Source organism: Neobacillus sp. WH10 (genome assembly GCF_030123405.1).
Taxonomy (GTDB): Bacteria; Bacillota; Bacilli; order Bacillales; family Cytobacillaceae; genus Neobacillus.
Window position 1 is genome coordinate 4,427,547 of sequence record NZ_CP126110.1, and the last position, 16,935, is coordinate 4,444,481.

Genomic DNA, 16,935 nt, shown 5'->3' on the forward strand with positions numbered 1-16,935 from the left:
GAGAATATCTATGAGCAAAGCAAAATCCGGTGCAGAGGAAAAAAACATGAAATGGTGGCAGCTTTCTTTATTTGGCGTTGGCTGCACAATTGGCACTGGTTTTTTCCTTGGCTCAAGTTTAGCGATAAAAATGACAGGCCCAGCCATTTTAATTGCGTTTTTAATCGCTGCCATTGGAACCTATTTTGTATTCGATGCCCTTTCCAAAATGACTTCCCAGGAACCGCTGGCAGGCGGTTTTCGATCGTATGCAAAAAAGGCTTATGGGCGTTGGGCAGGCTTCAGCAGCGGGTGGGTCTATTGGTGCTCAGAGGTTCTCATTATGGGCAGTCAGATGACGGCGCTCTCGATTTTTTCACGTTTCTGGTTTCCAAAAGTCCCTTTATGGATATTTGCCACAATCTATGGTGTTCTGGGATTAGCCGTTATTCTCATCGGGGTAAATCTTCTAAACAAGATGGAAAATATTCTCGCCATATTAAAGATCTCTGCGATATTAATGTTTATTATTATTGCTGCTTTAGCCATTTTTGGTATCATTGATGGCGACCGGCCGATTCAATACCCTAACAGCAAAAAGGAATTAATTCCAGGTGGAATAAAAGGGTTATGGTCCGCAGTTATTTTTGCCTTCTATGCCTTTGGGGGAATCGAAATATTAGGATTAATGGCAACGAAATTAAAGGATCCAAAAGAAGCACCAAAAGCAGGAAAGGTTATGCTGTTTTTGCTGGCATTTATTTACGTACTTTCGATTGGTTTGGCTGTCATGATGGTATCTTGGCATACTTTCAATGCAAAAGAAAGCCCGTTTGTGATTGCATTAGATGCCTACAATCTTTCCTTCGTCCCCCATATTTTTAATGCAGCTTTAATCATTGCCGGCTTTTCAACTATGGCGGCTTCCCTATATGGGGTAACAAGTGTCCTTGTTACATTAGGGGAGGAAGGGGACGCTCCAGCCAGTTTTTCGAGAAAAGGGAAATTAAAGGTTCCATTGCCGACTTTAATAATTACCATTCTCGGGATTACAGCTTCAATCGTGGCAGCATTGGTAATGCCTAACCGAATCTATGAGTATATCACAACGGCAGCAGGATTAATGCTGCTGTATAATTGGATCTTTATCCTAGCCTCTTCTAGAAAAATTTTAAAGTTGAAACTGAAGGAGAAAATGATGTATTCCATCGGCGCCATTTTTATTTTAATTGCCGTCACTGGAACACTTTTTCATGATACAAGCAGGCCGGGATTCTTTATTAGCTTAGCCTTTCTTGGCATCATCGGGATAATAACCTTCATTATGAATTTTCAATGGAAAAAGAAAAAGCCTAAAGTGCTTAAGCCTTGGCCGACGGCATGAAAAAAATCCGGTGAATTTTGCCGGATTTTTTTATCCAAAAAGATTTTGAAATGCCTGCATCCCAAAGTAAATTCCAAAACCAATCAAGGAAAGTCCAGATAAAAGTGAAATCCCTACAAGCAAATGGGAGTTTAAATATTTTCGTGAACTGCTTGCCACTCCTGCCATGGCAATATCCCATACCAAAAGTCCAATAAAAATTGCACTGCTATAAAGCACCAATTGACTGCTATCATAGGTCGCAGCCGTTTTAGCAAGAACTGATCCATAAATACCTAACCAAAAAAGGATGGTAAGTGGATTGGAGATGGACATCAAAAAACCTGAAAAGAACGATTTAATCAGGGGTTCCTTGCCCCGGGTATGCTCTAAATTAATTTTCCCGGCATTCATGAAGGTTTCAATCCCAGTATACATCAGGACAAAACAGCCAAAAAACCAGAGAAAGGTTTGCATAAATGCCGTTTCAAGAAACTGTACAACCCCAATGTAAACTATAAGCATATATATCCCGTCGGCGACAACTGCTCCTACCCCAATAAGCCAAGAGTGCATAAAACCATTTCTAATTCCCCTATCAATTTGAGCTGCATTAACCGGCCCAATCGGAGCAGCAAGGGACAATCCTAATAGTATATAACTTAGAAATACATTCATCACAATCTCTCCCCAAACGATAAATAGGTGCCTGTCTATCCATTTCTATTCAGGAAGGGGGGGTTGTACTACTAAAACTTATTTCGTTTACACTACTATTAACCGTAGAACCCATTAAAAGACCGAGTTCAACATAATAAAGGTGGTGTGAGCAGAGCCAGACTTCACCTATTCAAAATAAAGAATTGTATATTTTCGCTTGAATTGGAAATACCACTATGCCATACTCTGCCATTTTCCATAAAAAAGAGCTTTCCGATTAGGAAAACTCAAGAAAATTATTTGTTTGTTTCCGATACTTTTCTAAAATCAAGGCTAAATCCCTGATCCTCAAGCGTTTGATTAAGCAAATGGTGCCTTGATATAGGCAGGTTAAATGAATCAATATCGACAATATACTTGGGACGCTGTTTTGCCTCTTTATAAATTTTTCCAACATACTCACCAATTAATCCGATTGCAATTAATTGCAGGCCTCCGATTAACCAAATAGAAGTAATCAACGACGTCCAACCCGTCTCGGTGTTTCCAAAAAATTTAAGTGCTAAAAAGTACCCGCCAAAAACAAGACTCATGAAGAAAGAAACAAACCCAGTGATCAAAACAAACCGAATAGGTGAGATGGAAAAGGAGGTAATGCCATCAAAGGCAAAAGCGAGCATTTTTTTTAAAGGGTACTTTGTAACCCCCGCATGCCTTTCTAGTCGGTCATAATAGACCACATCTGAGCGAAAACCAAGGAGAGGTACGATGCCCCTTAAAAAAAGATTGACCTCTGTAAATCTTTCCAGCTCTTCTACTGCTCTTTTGCTCATTAGCCGAAAATCAGCATGATTATAGACGAGGTCTACCCCCAATTTTTTCATTACTTTGTAAAAGGCCTGGGCCGTGCCTCTTTTAAACACCGTATCCGTGTCACGTCCTTTACGGACACCATAAACAATTTCATAGCCTGCATGAAATTTTATAATAAACTCACGGATAACCATTATATCATCCTGCAGATCGGCATCAATTGAAACTACACAATCTGAACGTTCTTTGGCTGTAAATAAACCAGCAAGTAATGCATTTTGATGCCCGACATTCCGTGATAATTTTAAGCCGCGGACATATTCGCTTCGCAGCCCTTCTTTGTAAATCAATTCCCATGTACGATCCTTACTTCCGTCATCAACAAACAAGATTTTGCTTTGCTTTGAAACAAGCGCTTCAATAATGAGCTCTTTTAACAGTTCCTGAAGCTGGTCGATAGTCTCCGGCAAAACTTCTTCCTCGTTATAGCACGGTACAACAATCGTAAGGACTGGTTCCATCATTGTTAAAACCTCCGATGTTTACAATGTCTTGTATAAGTAAATTTTCCATGCCGCTGTTTTTGATACGAAAACTTTATCAAGCATTAGGTGATTTTGCTCGGCATTGTCAATTGGGATAGCCGAAAAAATATATCGGCCGCCCATTTCCTTAAAAACATCCGTATTTAGTTCTAAATTTTTCAAATGGCGCTTGGAATCTTTTTTAATCATATATCTTTTTCCAAGCTGTGCTGTAAAAATATAACAGCGTCCGCCCCATTTATCAAAATATTTACGAATAGTTTTATTTTTAGCTAATTCCTTTTCAATTATTTTCCTAAATTGGTGTTTATAGCTTAATGGATAAAAATTATTATAGGTATCAATAGTGTAGAAGCCATTGTATTGTGCGACAGCTGGATGGATTCCAATACTTGCAATCCTGTATTCCTCCTGTTTTTTGCCAATATGCTCCTTTATTTCATGGAAGAGATCCTCAGCGAAAAATTCTTGAACGGTTGGCTTATCTTTATAAATTATTTCGTCATTCCATAACCCCAAAAATACAATTTGCAAAACAATAATCCATTTCGCCATTTTTGCCCAGTTTATTCCTTGCAGTGATATTATTTTTAAAGCGAGGGCAAAGCTAGCATAAATCACAAGCGGCCTCAAAAAATGGTAGCGGGCAAAATTAAAGGTATCCATAAAATGAAATTTCTTTGTTAATGGCAGCCAGCCTTCATAAAACCAAAAGGCATACCAAAACGACAATAGAATATTTAGGCCAAATAAAAAAGCAAATATTTTTTCCTGCCGCCATAGTTTTTTCGTATAAACAAAGTAAATGGCAATGAAGGTTGCGGGTACGATTAATAAGGTATGTAAAGTCATCACATGGGTGTGGCCAAGCAGATAGTTTTTAATAAAAAGGCGTACCGAGCGCCAAAAAGGCAAATTCGCATGAAAGTATTCATCACGGCTATTTAGTTCTTTAAAAAACAAAAAAGAATAAACGAGCCGGTACTCAACCATCACAAAAATAATTGTCATATAACCAATTGACAACAAAAAGCGAAGGTTCCAGCCCTTTCCCCTCAAAACATCCCATAGCCAAACGATCCCCATGGCACTTAGAAAAAAGAAAAATCCTAAGACAATGCTCGCATATAACGGGATGATCGTCAGCGCTAGATAATCTTTCCAAGTTCCCTCTCCATTACGAATGTTGAGAAACGCCCACAGTGCGAGCGGCATTCCTAACGTGCTTAGCATCCCTGACGGCCAAAATGGGGTTAACGCAAATGCAAGGGAGGCTCCAATTTGTAATATCAGCCACCTCTCACCGGGAAGAAAATGTTTTTTTAGAAGTAAATACATTCCGAAAAAAGCCACTATTCTAGTCAATGCTTGACTAAAGGCATAGGCTGTCATCGTTGGAAACAGAGCATATAACCAGACAATAACACTGTATTCTGTTCCAAACGCATTTCTTGACAGCTGTCCATTGATGATTTGCGGAATAGCACCATTTACAGCTCCAAACATTTCCTCGCTTTTTGCTAATACCTTATACCATGCCAAGTTGGAGTCCAAATTATCATGAACTCGGATATGGGCATTTTCCTGCAGAATAAATAGCGGAGAAAGATAGATCGCTAGAACAATTAAAGCGAAGAAGATCAATCTTCGCTCTTTTTTAGTATCAATAACCACGCTTCTACACCTCAAAATCGTTTTCTCTATAGAGCACTTTTGTTTTACATTTTGCTTTTGAGCTAAAAATTATTCCTATTTATGGGAAAAAATGAGTATCGACAAAACTAGACAGTTTCCACTATGTACATTTTCACAATATATGGAAGATTATTTATTGCTTAGTCGAAAAAAATGCTTTAAAAATAATGGGAGTTTGCTCTTTTGTCAATAATAGGTAGTATCAGAAAAGAGGTGATAGTCGTGCCGAATAGAGTGTATATCAGCTTTTTGCGGTTGCCTCTTCTAGTTCGAATCTTATTAATCGCATTGCTTGTGTTTTTGTCATTCGGAATCTCTATTCACTTTTTAGAGCCGGAAACCTTTCCAACCATTTTTGACGGGATTTGGTGGGCGATTATTACGGCCTCCACTGTGGGATATGGTGATTATGTACCACATTCTTTTTTGGGAAGGCTTACTGCATTAATATTAATCTTACTTGGAGTTGGCTTTGTCTCCTCTTATTTTGGAACGCTAGCAGCAGCAGCCGTTACAAAACAGGATGCCTATTCCGAAGGAAGAATCCCTTTTAAAGGCAATGGCCATATCATCATCATCGGCTGGAATGAGAGGTCAAAGGAGCTAATTAATAAGCTTACAAAAGTTAATAATCCACAAATGATTGTCTTAATTGATGAAACACTTGAAGCAAATCCGGTAAACTCGAGATTTGTTCATTTTATTCAAGGAAAAGGCCATGTTGACGAAACGATTATCAAAAGTGATATTGAAAAAGCAGAGAAGGTATTGATTACCGCAGATCGGGGAAACGATGAACTTCAAGCCGATATGAATAGTATCCTTACCTTACTGACAATCAAAGGACTATGCCCGAAGGTTAAATGCATCGTTGAAATATTAACGGCTGAACAAGTAGTAAATGCCCTAAGAGCTGGTGCAGACGAAGTCATTCAATCCAACAAATTGACGAGTGTGTTTATGATCAATAGCCTGCATTCCAATGGGGATGGACTATTATCAAACGTTGTCCATCAGTTACAGGAAAGCAGATTGTCGTCTTCTATTGCTAATAGAGATGATATTGGTAGAACCTTCAATGAAGTATGCCAGGAACTGATAATAAAGGGGTTCCTATTGATTGGCATCAAAAGAGGGGAAGAAACCATTCTTAACCCCACACACTCATTTAAAATTGAAGAAAACGATCAACTACTTACCTTTAAATAAGATTCGCTAGTGAACTCCGTCCTTTAGACGGGCTATTAAAGACTATTTTCGTGGTATTCCAATGAGTAATTATGGATTTTTCCAGTGAGTTTTGTCCATAATCGGACAGGACATGCAGGAAATTACCTTGAGTTGTCCGAATGTTAGGCTCATTCGGACAGGATAAGTAGAAAATTATCTTGGGGTGTCCGAATGTTAGGCTCATTCGGACAGGACATGAAGGAAATTACCTTAGGTTGTCCGAATGTTGAGCTCATTCGGACAGGATAAGCAGAAAATTACCTTTGGATGTCCGAATGTTGAGCTTATTCGGACTGGATAAGCAGAAAATTACCTTGGGGTGTCCGAATGTTGAGCTTATTTGACAGTTTCTTAAAGACATTTTTACGGATTTTCCAGTGAGTTTTGTCCTTAAGAGGAAATTTTTTATAAGTTAGTCTTCAAAAAAAAGTGCTGACGCCTTCCTTCAAATCGCGTCAGCACTCTTTTTTATATTATTTCAACCGTTTTTCAAGCTCAGCTTTCTTTTCTTCAAATCCAGGCTTGCCTAGTAAAGCAAACATATTCACCTTATAAGCCTCAACTCCTGGCTGATCAAATGGATTAACCCCTAGCAGGTAACCACTCATTGCACAGGCTTTTTCAAAGAAATAAACAAGGTAACCAAATGTATACTCATCCATTGCAGGAATGGAAACAATTAAGTTTGGCACGCCGCCGTCTGTATGGGCAAGCATCGTACCCTCAAATGCTTTGTTATTAACAAAGTCAATCGTTTGTCCAGCTAAATAGTTTAGCCCATCTAAGTCATTTTCAAAGGCTTCAATTTTTAACTCATGTCGAGGTTTTTCAACCTTAATGATGGTTTCAAATAAATCACGGCGTCCTTCTTGAACATATTGTCCAAGTGAATGAAGATCTGTCGAAAAGTTTGCAGAAGATGGATAAATCCCTTTTTGGTCTTTTCCTTCACTTTCACCAAACAGCTGCTTCCACCATTCAGAAAAATATTGCAGACCTGGCTCATAATTGATCAGCATTTCAATCGTTTTTCCTTTATTGTAAAGCGCATTTCTAACAGCCGCATATTGATAGGCAGGATTCTCTTCAAGCTCAGATGAACTATAGTCACCTTGTGCCTGCCTTGCACCTTCCATCATTTTTTCAATGTCAGCTCCGCTAACGGCAATTGGCAGCAAGCCGACTGCAGTTAAAACAGAATAACGACCGCCAACATCATCCGGAATTACGAATGATTCATAGCCTTCTTCCGTTGCTAACGTTTTTAGCGCACCTCTTGCTTTGTCTGTTGTTGCATAAATTCTTTTGCGCGCTTCTTCTACACCGTATTTTTCCTCAAGAAGCTTGCGGAAAATACGGAAGGCTATCGCTGGTTCAGTGGTTGTTCCAGATTTAGAGATGACGTTAATCGAGAAATCCTTTCCATCAAGGAGATCGATTACATCTTGCATATAACTGGAACTAATATTGTTTCCGACAAAAATGATTTGCGGGGTGCTGCGTTTTTCATTCGGTAGGACGTTATAGAAGCTGTGCGACAGCATTTCAATCGCAGCCTTTGCCCCAAGGTAAGAACCGCCGATGCCAATCACAAGCAGGATATCGGAATCTCCCTTAATTTTTTCAGCTGATTTTTGAATGCGAGAAAATTCTTCTTTGTCATAATTGGTTGGGAGCTCGATCCATCCCAAAAAGTCACTGCCAGCCCCTGTTTTCTCGTGTAGAGAATGGTGGGCAACTTTCACAGCATCGCGTAGGTATGTAAGTTCATGTTCTCCAAAAAAAGTAAGAGCTTTTGAGTAATCAAAACGAACATGTGTCATGTATGATCCTCCATTTTTTTTATTTTCAATACTCACTTTAACGAATGACGAGCAGATAATCAAGGAAGGGCACCTTATGTAAGCGTGCCCATTTTCGATAAATTTTTTACATTTATAATGAAGCCCGATAAATGGATAAAACATCGTCACGATTTAACTTCGTAAACGTGCCAAACTCACCGTTTGCCATCGCGCGGTCTGCCATTACATCAATCTTAGAATCATCAATATCATAATCAGCTAATCGTGAAGGTGCTTCAATGCTATTCCAAAAATCACGTAGCTTCCGAATTCCTTCACGTCCTGCCTCCTCCGCACTCTTATCCTCAGCATTTACCCCGAACACCCGAACAGCAAGCTGTCTAAAGCGCTCAGGTTTCACGTTAAGGGTATGTTCCATCCAATGCGGGAAAAGGATCGCAAGCCCGCCGCCATGTGGGATGTCATAGACAGCAGATACCGCATGCTCAAGATTGTGGGTTGCCCAATCGCCTCGATAACCCATATTTAAAATACCGTTCAATGCCATTGTGCCGCTGTAGAGAATCGTTGCCCGGTGTTCATAGCTTTCAAGATCGGCCAGCAATTTCGGTGCTGTTTCCATCACCGTAATAAGTAAGGATTCGCACATACGATCCTGAAAATCTGTATTCTCTTCAAGGTGAAAATAATGTTCAAGGACATGTGACATCATATCCACTATTCCATAAATCGTTTGGTTTCTTGGAACAGTGAATGTATTCACAGGATCTAAAACTGAAAATTTCGGGAACGTCACGGCACTGCCCCAGCCATATTTTTCATTTGTTTCCCAATTAGTGATTACCGAGCCGGCGTTCATTTCTGAACCAGTTGCCGCAAGTGTCAATACCGTACCAAACGGAAGAGCTTCCTTGGCAAAGGCCTTTTTAACAACTAAATCCCAAGCATCTCCATCATATTTAGCCCCTGCTGCAATTAACTTAGTACAGTCGATTACACTTCCGCCGCCAACTGCTAAAAGGAACTCAATTCCTTCCTTTTCGCAGATTTCTACCCCTTTTCGAGCAGTAGAAATGCGGGGATTTGGCTCTACCCCAGAAAGTTCAAATACTTCAGCACCGACTTCATGTAAAAGAGAGTTAACTTTTTCATATAGACCGCTACGTTTAATACTGCCGCCGCCATAGACGAGCAACACTTTTTTCCCGTATCGGGGAATTTCTGTTTTTAATTGTTCGAGCTGACCTTTTCCAAAAATTAATTTTGTTGGATTCAAAAAAGTAAAGTTCTCCACAATTAACACCGTCCTTTTCATTCTCAATTATTATTTAAAATCATTTTTTTTGCAAAAAAAGAAACCCTGCATCAAGATGATGCAAGGATTTCTTTATACCCATCCCCTGAACAACACTGCTTCTGCTATTTTTCTTACACCAACCATATAAGCGGCCATGCGCATATTTACCTTGCTAGTTTGCGCTAATTCGTAAATATCATTGAAGGATTTGACAAGCTTCTCTCGTAATTTTTCGCTTATTTCCTCTTCAGTCCAAAAATACCCTTGATTATTTTGAACCCATTCAAAATAAGAAGCAGTGACATCGCCTGCACCTGCCAACACATCAGGAACAAGCAATATTCCACGCTCTGTGAGTATGTTTGTCGCCTCAAGCGTCGTAGGCCCATTCGCTGCTTCTACCACAATACTTGCTTTGATACTGTGGGCATTTTCAACTGTAATTTGATTAGAAATCGCCGCCGGCACCAAAATATCACAGTCGAACTCTAGTAGTTCTTGATTCGTAAAGATGCCTTCAAATAAGGTGGTTACAGTACCAAAGCTGTCACGCCGATCCAATAGATAATTAATATTTAATCCATCTGGATCATATAATGCACCATAAACATCTGAAATTCCAACAATAATTGCTCCTGCATCATGCAAAAACTTTGCGATGTAGCTTCCTGCGTTTCCAAAACCTTGGATAATCACACGAGCTCCTTTGATCGAAATTCCACGCTTCCTCGCCGCTTCTTCGATACAGATGGTTACTCCCTTTGCTCCTGCTTTTTCCCTTCCTTCAGAGCCTCCCAGCACAAGTGGTTTCCCAGTGATAAAGCCGGGAGAGTCGTTTTGACGGAGACAGCTGTATTCATCTAACATCCAGGCCATAATTTGCGAATTGGTATACATATCTGGTGCTGGTATATCTTTAGTTGGTCCGACAATTTGGCTAATAGCACGTACGTAACCGCGGCTTAAACGCTCCAACTCACCAAATGACATCGTTCGCGGGTTACAAATAATTCCGCCCTCTCCTCCACCGAAAGGTAAATCAGCAATCCCGCATTTCATGCTCATCCACATCGAAAATGCCTTGACTTCCTCTTCACTTACCCGAGGATGAAAGCGAACACCACCCATTGTTGGTCCAATTGCATCATTATGCTGTGCACGGAAACCTGTAAAAATTTTAGTCGACCTATCATCCATTCGAACAGGAATCCTGACACTGACTGTTTTCAATGGTTCTTCTAATAAATGATACATATCTTGGTTATACCCTAGTTTTTTTAATGCATCATGAATAACAATTTGCGTTGATGTAAGAAGGCTTAATATTTCTTTTTCCTTTCCATCCCCATCAGTAGTCCCCATTTTTGCACCCCTATTTAGATTTATGTATAGATAAATCTATTGTAGCCGAGCCGAAAAAAAGAATGAACTGTTTTCTATTTTTATTTCTAGTACATAAATTCAATAAGGTGATGTGAGCAAAGCATAGCATCACCCAGTTCGTTGTAAAATATGTATATTCTATACTGTGTGATAAACTGATTCTTTTTTGCAACGTTCTTTTCCTTATAAAAAAGCCTGGACCAAACTGCAATCACAGCAGGTCTCAGGCTTCTAATGTTTTATTTTTTAATTAAATCTTCTCGTTGTGATTGATCAATCCACTCTTGAAGCTTGTCTTTTAATGTGTTAAATCCTTGTTGGCCTTCTGCTTCAGGAATAATCGCTGCAGCAAGACGCTTACGAGGCTTCTTTGGTTTTGCAGTTTGTTGAACAGGAGCTTCTTCAGTCGCACGAATCGAAAGGCCAATTTTTCCTGCTTCTTCATCGACAGATAAGACCTTAACCTTAATTTCGTCGCCAACCTTTAAGTGGTCATTAATATCTTTTACATATCCGTGCGTTATTTCTGAAATATGGACAAGACCTTGTGTATTTTCGTCGAGTGCAACAAATGCACCATATGGTTGAATACCTGTTACCTTACCTGATAATATACTACCTGTTTCAATTTTTTCTGTCATGAAAACACTCCTAATTAAAAAAATTATTTTATCCCATATATACGCATTAAAAGATTATAGCATAATAAACGGCTTTAATCAAAAAAGCTTTTAATATTAACAAGGAACTACATACGATTATTTCAGAAATTCTTAACATAATGTTCAAAAAGGGAATAAGAAACGAAAAATTTACCATGATATACTAATAGTGAGAAAATATCTTTTCAAGAAGAGGTGAACAGTATGAATTCAATCGGCCAGATCATTAAAAATAGCCGTGAAAAGCACAATATGACTCAAGAGGAGTTGGCTCAGAGGGTAAGAGTAGGTACTCATACGATTGAGAAATACGAATCTGGGGAACAAATGCCAGGTACTCAGACAATCTTAAAGTTGTCTACTGTTCTAGATATCCCTGCTTCTGAGTTATTACAACAAAACCAAGTTCATACAGACTCCTCCCCTACGAATCCTTAATATAATCCCTACAAGGTAGAAGCGGTAAAATGTACAGCTTTCTTATTTTTTTATCTTTTCCCGTATAGAAAAAGGAGATACTGGTAAACCTTAATATATAAGGCTTTCTAGTATTCCCCCCTTTTGAAGAGGACAACCAATTCGGTATGTCCTCTATTTTTATTTTATAGAGAGCAAGATTCATTCTCTTTGATTGTTAATAATTCCTCTGCTATTTTTAGGCAGCTTTCCATGGGAATAGCTTTTTCAAAAGAAAATTCGTAAATCGCTTGAATTCTTTTTGCCAGCTTACTCGGATTATTAAGTTCATGGACTGCTTGAATCGTGTCAGCTATTTCAGTCTCATAACCGCCGTTTTTCAAGTGAAAGGGGTCCCATTCATTTAAAAGATCCACATACTGCAAATTAGTTTGAAGCTCTTTTCTCATTTTTTTATCTCCTATTATTTTTACATTTGATGAAAATATTTTATCATAAGAATAAGTAAGTATAAAAATTGAAACCGGCGGTGAGAGAATGACAATTTTTAATGAAAAGATTGATCGATTAAAGACATCATCAGTCAAATGGGAGCAAACAAAGGAAATCTTTGGAGAAGCTAATTTATGGCCTATGTGGGTAGCCGATATGGATTTTAAGCCGCCTCAAGCCGTTTTAAAAGCGATAAAATCTCGAGTGGAACACGGGGTGTTCGGTTATACCTTTGTCCCTCCATCCACAGCAGGGGCGATTGTAGACTGGCTGTTAAAAAGACATCAATGGGAGGTAAACCCATCATGGCTGTCATATTGCAGTGGAGTGGTTCAAGCGATTAGTGCTGCAATCCAGTCGTTTACAGAAGAGGGTGATCGGGTGTTGCTTCAATCTCCCGTTTATACTCCTTTTTTCGAAATGATTAAAAAAAATAACAGAATAGTGGTAAATTCGCCGTTAACACTGGTAAATGAAAAATACGAGATTGATTTTGCCAGCTTTGAAGAGTCATTACAACAAGGCTGTAAGCTGTTCTTGTTATGCAGCCCGCACAATCCCGGAGGCAGGGTTTGGACAAAAACTGAGCTATTGAAAATTGGCGAGCTTTGCCAAAAATACAATTGTCTTATTCTTTCAGATGAAATTCACTCTGATATCATTTTCAAAGACTACCATCATATCCCAGTTGCTTCTTTAAGTGATGTATTGTCTGAGCGGGTCATCACACTTATTGCACCGAGTAAAACCTTTAATCTTGCGGGGCTGCAGGCTTCTGCCGTCATTATTAAAAACGAAGAATTAAGAAAACAATTTAATGAAACCTTATCCCGCCAAGGGGTTTTCTCATTAAATACTTTTGGGTTGATCGGGATGGAAGCGGCTTACAGGGAAGGAGAGGAATGGCTTGAGGAACTGATTGATTACCTGCAGGAAAACAAAAAATTTGCCATTAATTTTCTTCACGAGCACCTTCCAGAGATTACCTGCATCAAATCTGAAGGAACCTACCTCCTATGGCTTGATTGCCGGAAACTCAACGTTTCTGATGATGAGTTACGCCACTTATTAATAGAAAAGGGGAAATTGGCACTAGAGCCAGGTACGAAATACGGCCCCGGTGGAGAAGGTTTTGTTCGAATGAATATTGCCTGTCCGAAAGAGGATGTAAAAGAAGGGCTTAAACGATTAAAAAGAGCTCTTAAATAGTAAAGCATAGCCTTTATGATACCAGTTTTCTTAATTTCTACGCTCTTTTTGTCCTCATGATCCTTCATGAGGACATTTCTTTTGGTTTCTGCACTCTTTTTATCCTTATGAGCCCTTCATGAGATCATTTTTTTTGAATTATTTTAATACATAATCCGCAAGAACGCTTTGCAGCTCATATATGTTTAAGTTTTTATTAAATTGCTTCTGGAGTGGAGCAGCATTTCCTGAGATCCAGATCTTTAGTTCAGCGTCTAAGTCAAAATTTCCAGCTGTTTCAATGCTGAAATGAGTGATGTTTTTATAGGGTATGGAATGATACTCTACCTTTTTACCTGTTATTCCTTGCTTATCAACAAGAATTAAACGTTTATTTGTAAAAATAAACATGTCACGAATAAGCTTATATGCTTTATCAATTTGCTCATTTGGTGCAAGAACTCTTGCAAATTCCTTTTGTACCTCCACAGTATTTACCTCAGATGCATTACCCATTAAGCCATCTAAAAATCCCACATGCCTCACCCTTTCATTCTAATAATCCCATTATACAAAATTAGCCAAATTCTATAAAGCTGTGCTGGAATTTTATCTAATAATAGTTAACAGCTGTTGAAGGATTTGCTCTGCAGTCATTAGGTTATCCCCGCCGCCTTGTGCGAAAGAATCATTTCCTCCGCCCTTTCCGTTTATTAAAGGTAAGATCTCTCCAATCAATGATTTCATATTTTCTGTTCTAGAGGCTCCTCGGGCACAAACAAGCTGCAAACGAGATTCATTCTTTGATACAAAGTATACTAGCACCGCATCATTTTCAGCAATGACGAGTCTGGCCAGCTTCTGAAGCTCTTGAATGGTCCGATTTTGAAACACCTCAGCCACAATATCATTATTTTTATCCAGTAAATCCTTCGCCTCATATTGAAGTAAACTTTCTTTTGATTGGTCAAGAGCCTTCTCCAAACGCTTTCCATTTTCCAGCAGTCTTATTACTGCCTGCTCCATTTCCTTTTCTGGGGCATTAAGGTGCTTTGTTAATCCGAGCAGCACTCTTTGCTTGTCTCCGAGGAGTTTAATCACTCGATTGCCACATGAAAATTGAACACGGACTTTTTTCCTTTGTCTTTCCCAATCCAATATTTTAATCGCACGAATTTCACCTGTTGCCTTCGGATGTGTCCCGCCGCAGCCGTTATAATCAAAGTCCGGAATAATTATGAGCCGGATGTCCTCTTTTACCTTTGTCTCTTTTCTTAAATGATAGTCTGATAATTCTTCCTCTGTTACCCATTTGCTTTCAATTGGCCTATTCTCTAAAATAATTCTATTTGCAAGCTCTTCAACTTTCTTTATGTCATCCTCTGCAAGGTTTTCAGTTTCTAAATCAATTGTCAGGTTGTCTGCTCCTAAATGAAAACCAACTGTTTTGTAATCTAATAACTGCTCAAAAGCTGCTGATAAAATATGCTGTCCTGCGTGTTGCTGCATATGATCAAATCGTCGGTCCCAATCAATGGTGCCAGATACCTCTACAGTGCTATCCTGTAAGGGACTTTCAAGGTAATGGCGAATCTGGCCATCAATTTCTTCAACATTCACGACCTTTTTACCCGCAATTGTGCCTATATCATGCGGCTGCCCTCCGCCCGTAGGATAAAAGGCGGTCTGATCTAAAACGATATACCAATTGCCAGCCTCGTCCTCTTCTTGCTTCAAAACTCGGGCAGTAAAAGTTTGTATGTATGCGTTCAGATAATATAATTTGTTTTTCATTACAAATACACCCCGATTTACTTTTTTATGTGATACACATATTGTCTATAAATATGGTAATTTAATCAAGCAAGAATATAAAAAAAACTCGCCGATTGGCGAAGACAGAGGCGTAGTTGCCCTTATGCCTGATGGGAAAGTTATACTTTCCCATCGGCTGAAAAACCTGTCCCTTTTTTCTAAGGGAACAGGTTCGCCATGTCTATTTAATTTTGAATATCTCAACCACTTAAATTACTTTTTGTCTTTCTTCCGCTGACCGTATGTCATTGGTTGTTGACCTGGTTGTAATCCGCCCATTGTTTGAGGCTTCTGCCCCCCCATCATTTGCGGGTAGCCTGGCTGTTGAAAACCTCCCATTTGTGGATATCCTCCCATATGTGGACATCCATGCTGATAACCGCCCATCATTTGTGGATGACCATACTGATAGCCCCCCATCATTTGCGGGTAGCCTGGCTGCTGAAAACCTCCCATTTGTGGATATCCTGGCTGCTGGAATCCGCCCATCATTTGTGGAAAGCCCATTTGTTGTCCAGGAGCACCTCCAAATTGTCTTTTTTCCATTTTAATCGCCTCCTTACATTCTCCCTGTTAGTGTATGTACCATTTTTAGGAAAAGCTTAGATTCCTACCTATAAAAATAATAATATTTTTCATCAAAAAAACTATCTCGCAATTGAGATAGCTTTGGCATTTTATTCTTTTTCGTCTTGAGCCTTTTTTTGGCCTGCTTTTTTATTTTTAGAAATTTCCCCACAAGCAATTCTCTTCCCTGAATCTCCTGCCGGCTGGCTCATTCCATCATCTTTCCCTTCATGAACCACGATTGATGTACCTTCTTTTGTAAACAGTGATTTTTTCCCATCCTTTAAAGTGACATTGGGCGCCATTAGGTCTGCCTTAACCGACCCATCATCCTCAACAATTAAATTCGGCAGGTCTCCAGCATGGGCACCTTTAGGATGAAGCAGACCATGTTCTTTTTTATCAGGGTTAAAATGGTTCCCCGCAGATTTAAAGTCAGGTGCCATACATTTTCCAGTTTCGTGAATATGGATAGCATGTTCCCCAGCTGGGAGTCCTTTCAAATTTACTGTCATTTTAACACCGCTTGATTGCTCGGCTAATGTTACAGTTCCGAGCGAATCGCCTACAGCATTGAACATTTCTACATTTATCTTTTTGATTTCCTTTTCCAAACACCCTGTAAGGATGAGAAACAGGATAAACAGCCAGCTTTTCTTCATATGTATTCCCCCGCTTATAGACAATTTGCCTATAGTATGGACAAACGTACAATGAGCTATTCAAATTCTATGTGACCTATATGAATGACAAGAAAAAAAGGAACAGTAATTGTTATCTGTCCCTTTGAGTAAATTGGTTATTTTTTATTTGTTCCTCTAATTCTTTTGCCTTTTGGGCTTCCCGCTTAGAAATTTTTATGATGAAACGCATTGTAAAAAAAGCAGCAATCATAAAAATCGTCAGGCTAATGACAGCCGGGATATATTCTGATTTATCCTCTGGAAAGTACAAAAACAGGGCGAGTACTGACGGTTGAAACATTTTTCTTCTTCCTTTCTTCTTAAAGGAACTGCTCTAATTA

17 protein-coding genes are annotated in these 16,935 nt (G+C 39.2%); 4 read left to right on the plus strand and 13 right to left on the minus strand.

Annotated features, from left to right (window positions below):
- The first annotated feature begins 10 nt into the window (after window positions 1–10).
- Window positions 11–1,363, plus strand: a complete 1,353-nt coding sequence (locus QNH20_RS21675) for an amino acid permease (protein ID WP_283920008.1) — start codon at window positions 11–13, stop codon at window positions 1,361–1,363.
- A gap of 30 nt (window positions 1,364–1,393) precedes the next feature.
- Here QNH20_RS21675 and QNH20_RS21680 read toward each other — a convergent pair whose 3' ends face one another.
- The 3 genes from QNH20_RS21680 to QNH20_RS21690 form a co-directional block, all read right to left on the minus strand.
- A complete protein-coding gene (locus QNH20_RS21680) occupies window positions 1,394–2,020 on the minus strand; it encodes a LysE family transporter (RefSeq protein ID WP_283920009.1) in 627 nt (208 codons plus the stop codon).
- A gap of 278 nt (window positions 2,021–2,298) precedes the next feature.
- Window positions 2,299–3,339 (minus strand): glycosyltransferase family 2 protein, encoded by a 1,041-nt coding sequence (locus QNH20_RS21685; protein WP_283920010.1) that lies wholly within the window; start codon window positions 3,337–3,339, stop codon window positions 2,299–2,301.
- A gap of 18 nt (window positions 3,340–3,357) precedes the next feature.
- Complete coding sequence (locus tag QNH20_RS21690; protein WP_283920011.1) at window positions 3,358–5,034, minus strand: DUF6044 family protein; 1,677 nt, start codon at window positions 5,032–5,034, stop codon at window positions 3,358–3,360.
- Between the two features lie 243 nt (window positions 5,035–5,277).
- On the opposite strand from QNH20_RS21690, the gene QNH20_RS21695 reads away from it, so the two are divergent.
- Entirely contained in the window at window positions 5,278–6,264 is a 987-nt protein-coding gene (locus QNH20_RS21695) for a potassium channel family protein (RefSeq protein WP_283920012.1), read from the plus strand.
- A 494-nt stretch (window positions 6,265–6,758) separates the two neighbouring features.
- Here the strand turns inward: QNH20_RS21695 and QNH20_RS21700 are convergent, their stop codons facing one another.
- From QNH20_RS21700 to yugI, 4 genes are all read right to left on the minus strand, one after another.
- Window positions 6,759–8,108, minus strand: coding sequence for a glucose-6-phosphate isomerase (locus QNH20_RS21700; RefSeq protein WP_283920013.1), 1,350 nt, complete (start codon window positions 8,106–8,108; stop codon window positions 6,759–6,761).
- Window positions 8,109–8,220: 112 nt separating this feature from the next.
- Entirely contained in the window at window positions 8,221–9,384 is a 1,164-nt protein-coding gene (locus tag QNH20_RS21705; RefSeq protein ID WP_283920014.1) for an iron-containing alcohol dehydrogenase, read from the minus strand.
- A 93-nt stretch (window positions 9,385–9,477) separates the two neighbouring features.
- Window positions 9,478–10,749 carry a Glu/Leu/Phe/Val family dehydrogenase gene (locus QNH20_RS21710; protein WP_283920015.1) on the minus strand — a complete coding sequence of 424 codons (1,272 nt, stop codon included), beginning with the start codon at window positions 10,747–10,749 and terminating at the stop codon, window positions 9,478–9,480.
- Window positions 10,750–11,009: 260 nt separating this feature from the next.
- Entirely contained in the window at window positions 11,010–11,411 is a 402-nt protein-coding gene (yugI, locus tag QNH20_RS21715; RefSeq protein ID WP_283920016.1) for a S1 domain-containing post-transcriptional regulator GSP13, read from the minus strand.
- A gap of 198 nt (window positions 11,412–11,609) precedes the next feature.
- Between yugI and QNH20_RS21720 the strand changes: the two genes are divergently transcribed.
- Window positions 11,610–11,870 (plus strand): helix-turn-helix domain-containing protein, encoded by a 261-nt coding sequence (locus QNH20_RS21720; protein WP_283923471.1) that lies wholly within the window; start codon window positions 11,610–11,612, stop codon window positions 11,868–11,870.
- Window positions 11,871–12,034: 164 nt separating this feature from the next.
- Here QNH20_RS21720 and QNH20_RS21725 read toward each other — a convergent pair whose 3' ends face one another.
- Window positions 12,035–12,298, minus strand: coding sequence for a DUF1871 family protein (locus QNH20_RS21725; protein ID WP_283920017.1), 264 nt, complete (start codon window positions 12,296–12,298; stop codon window positions 12,035–12,037).
- Between the two features lie 88 nt (window positions 12,299–12,386).
- Here QNH20_RS21725 and QNH20_RS21730 point away from each other — a divergent pair, with 88 nt between their 5' ends.
- The gene (locus QNH20_RS21730) at window positions 12,387–13,550 is read left to right on the plus strand and encodes a MalY/PatB family protein (RefSeq protein ID WP_283920018.1); all 1,164 of its coding nucleotides are present in this window, start codon (window positions 12,387–12,389) and stop codon (window positions 13,548–13,550) included.
- Between the two features lie 138 nt (window positions 13,551–13,688).
- On the opposite strand, the gene QNH20_RS21735 is transcribed toward QNH20_RS21730, so the two are convergent.
- The 5 genes from QNH20_RS21735 to QNH20_RS21755 form a co-directional block, all read right to left on the minus strand.
- Window positions 13,689–14,066, minus strand: a complete 378-nt coding sequence (locus QNH20_RS21735) for a PH domain-containing protein (RefSeq protein WP_283920019.1) — start codon at window positions 14,064–14,066, stop codon at window positions 13,689–13,691.
- 72 nt (window positions 14,067–14,138) lie between these two features.
- Window positions 14,139–15,323 carry an alanyl-tRNA editing protein gene (locus QNH20_RS21740; protein ID WP_283920020.1) on the minus strand — a complete coding sequence of 395 codons (1,185 nt, stop codon included), beginning with the start codon at window positions 15,321–15,323 and terminating at the stop codon, window positions 14,139–14,141.
- 234 nt (window positions 15,324–15,557) lie between these two features.
- A complete protein-coding gene (locus QNH20_RS21745) occupies window positions 15,558–15,890 on the minus strand; it encodes a hypothetical protein (protein WP_283920021.1) in 333 nt (110 codons plus the stop codon).
- 131 nt (window positions 15,891–16,021) lie between these two features.
- Complete coding sequence (locus tag QNH20_RS21750; protein ID WP_283920022.1) at window positions 16,022–16,573, minus strand: superoxide dismutase family protein; 552 nt, start codon at window positions 16,571–16,573, stop codon at window positions 16,022–16,024.
- Between the two features lie 112 nt (window positions 16,574–16,685).
- Entirely contained in the window at window positions 16,686–16,895 is a 210-nt protein-coding gene (locus tag QNH20_RS21755) for a hypothetical protein (protein ID WP_283920023.1), read from the minus strand.
- Window positions 16,896–16,935 lie beyond the last annotated feature (40 nt).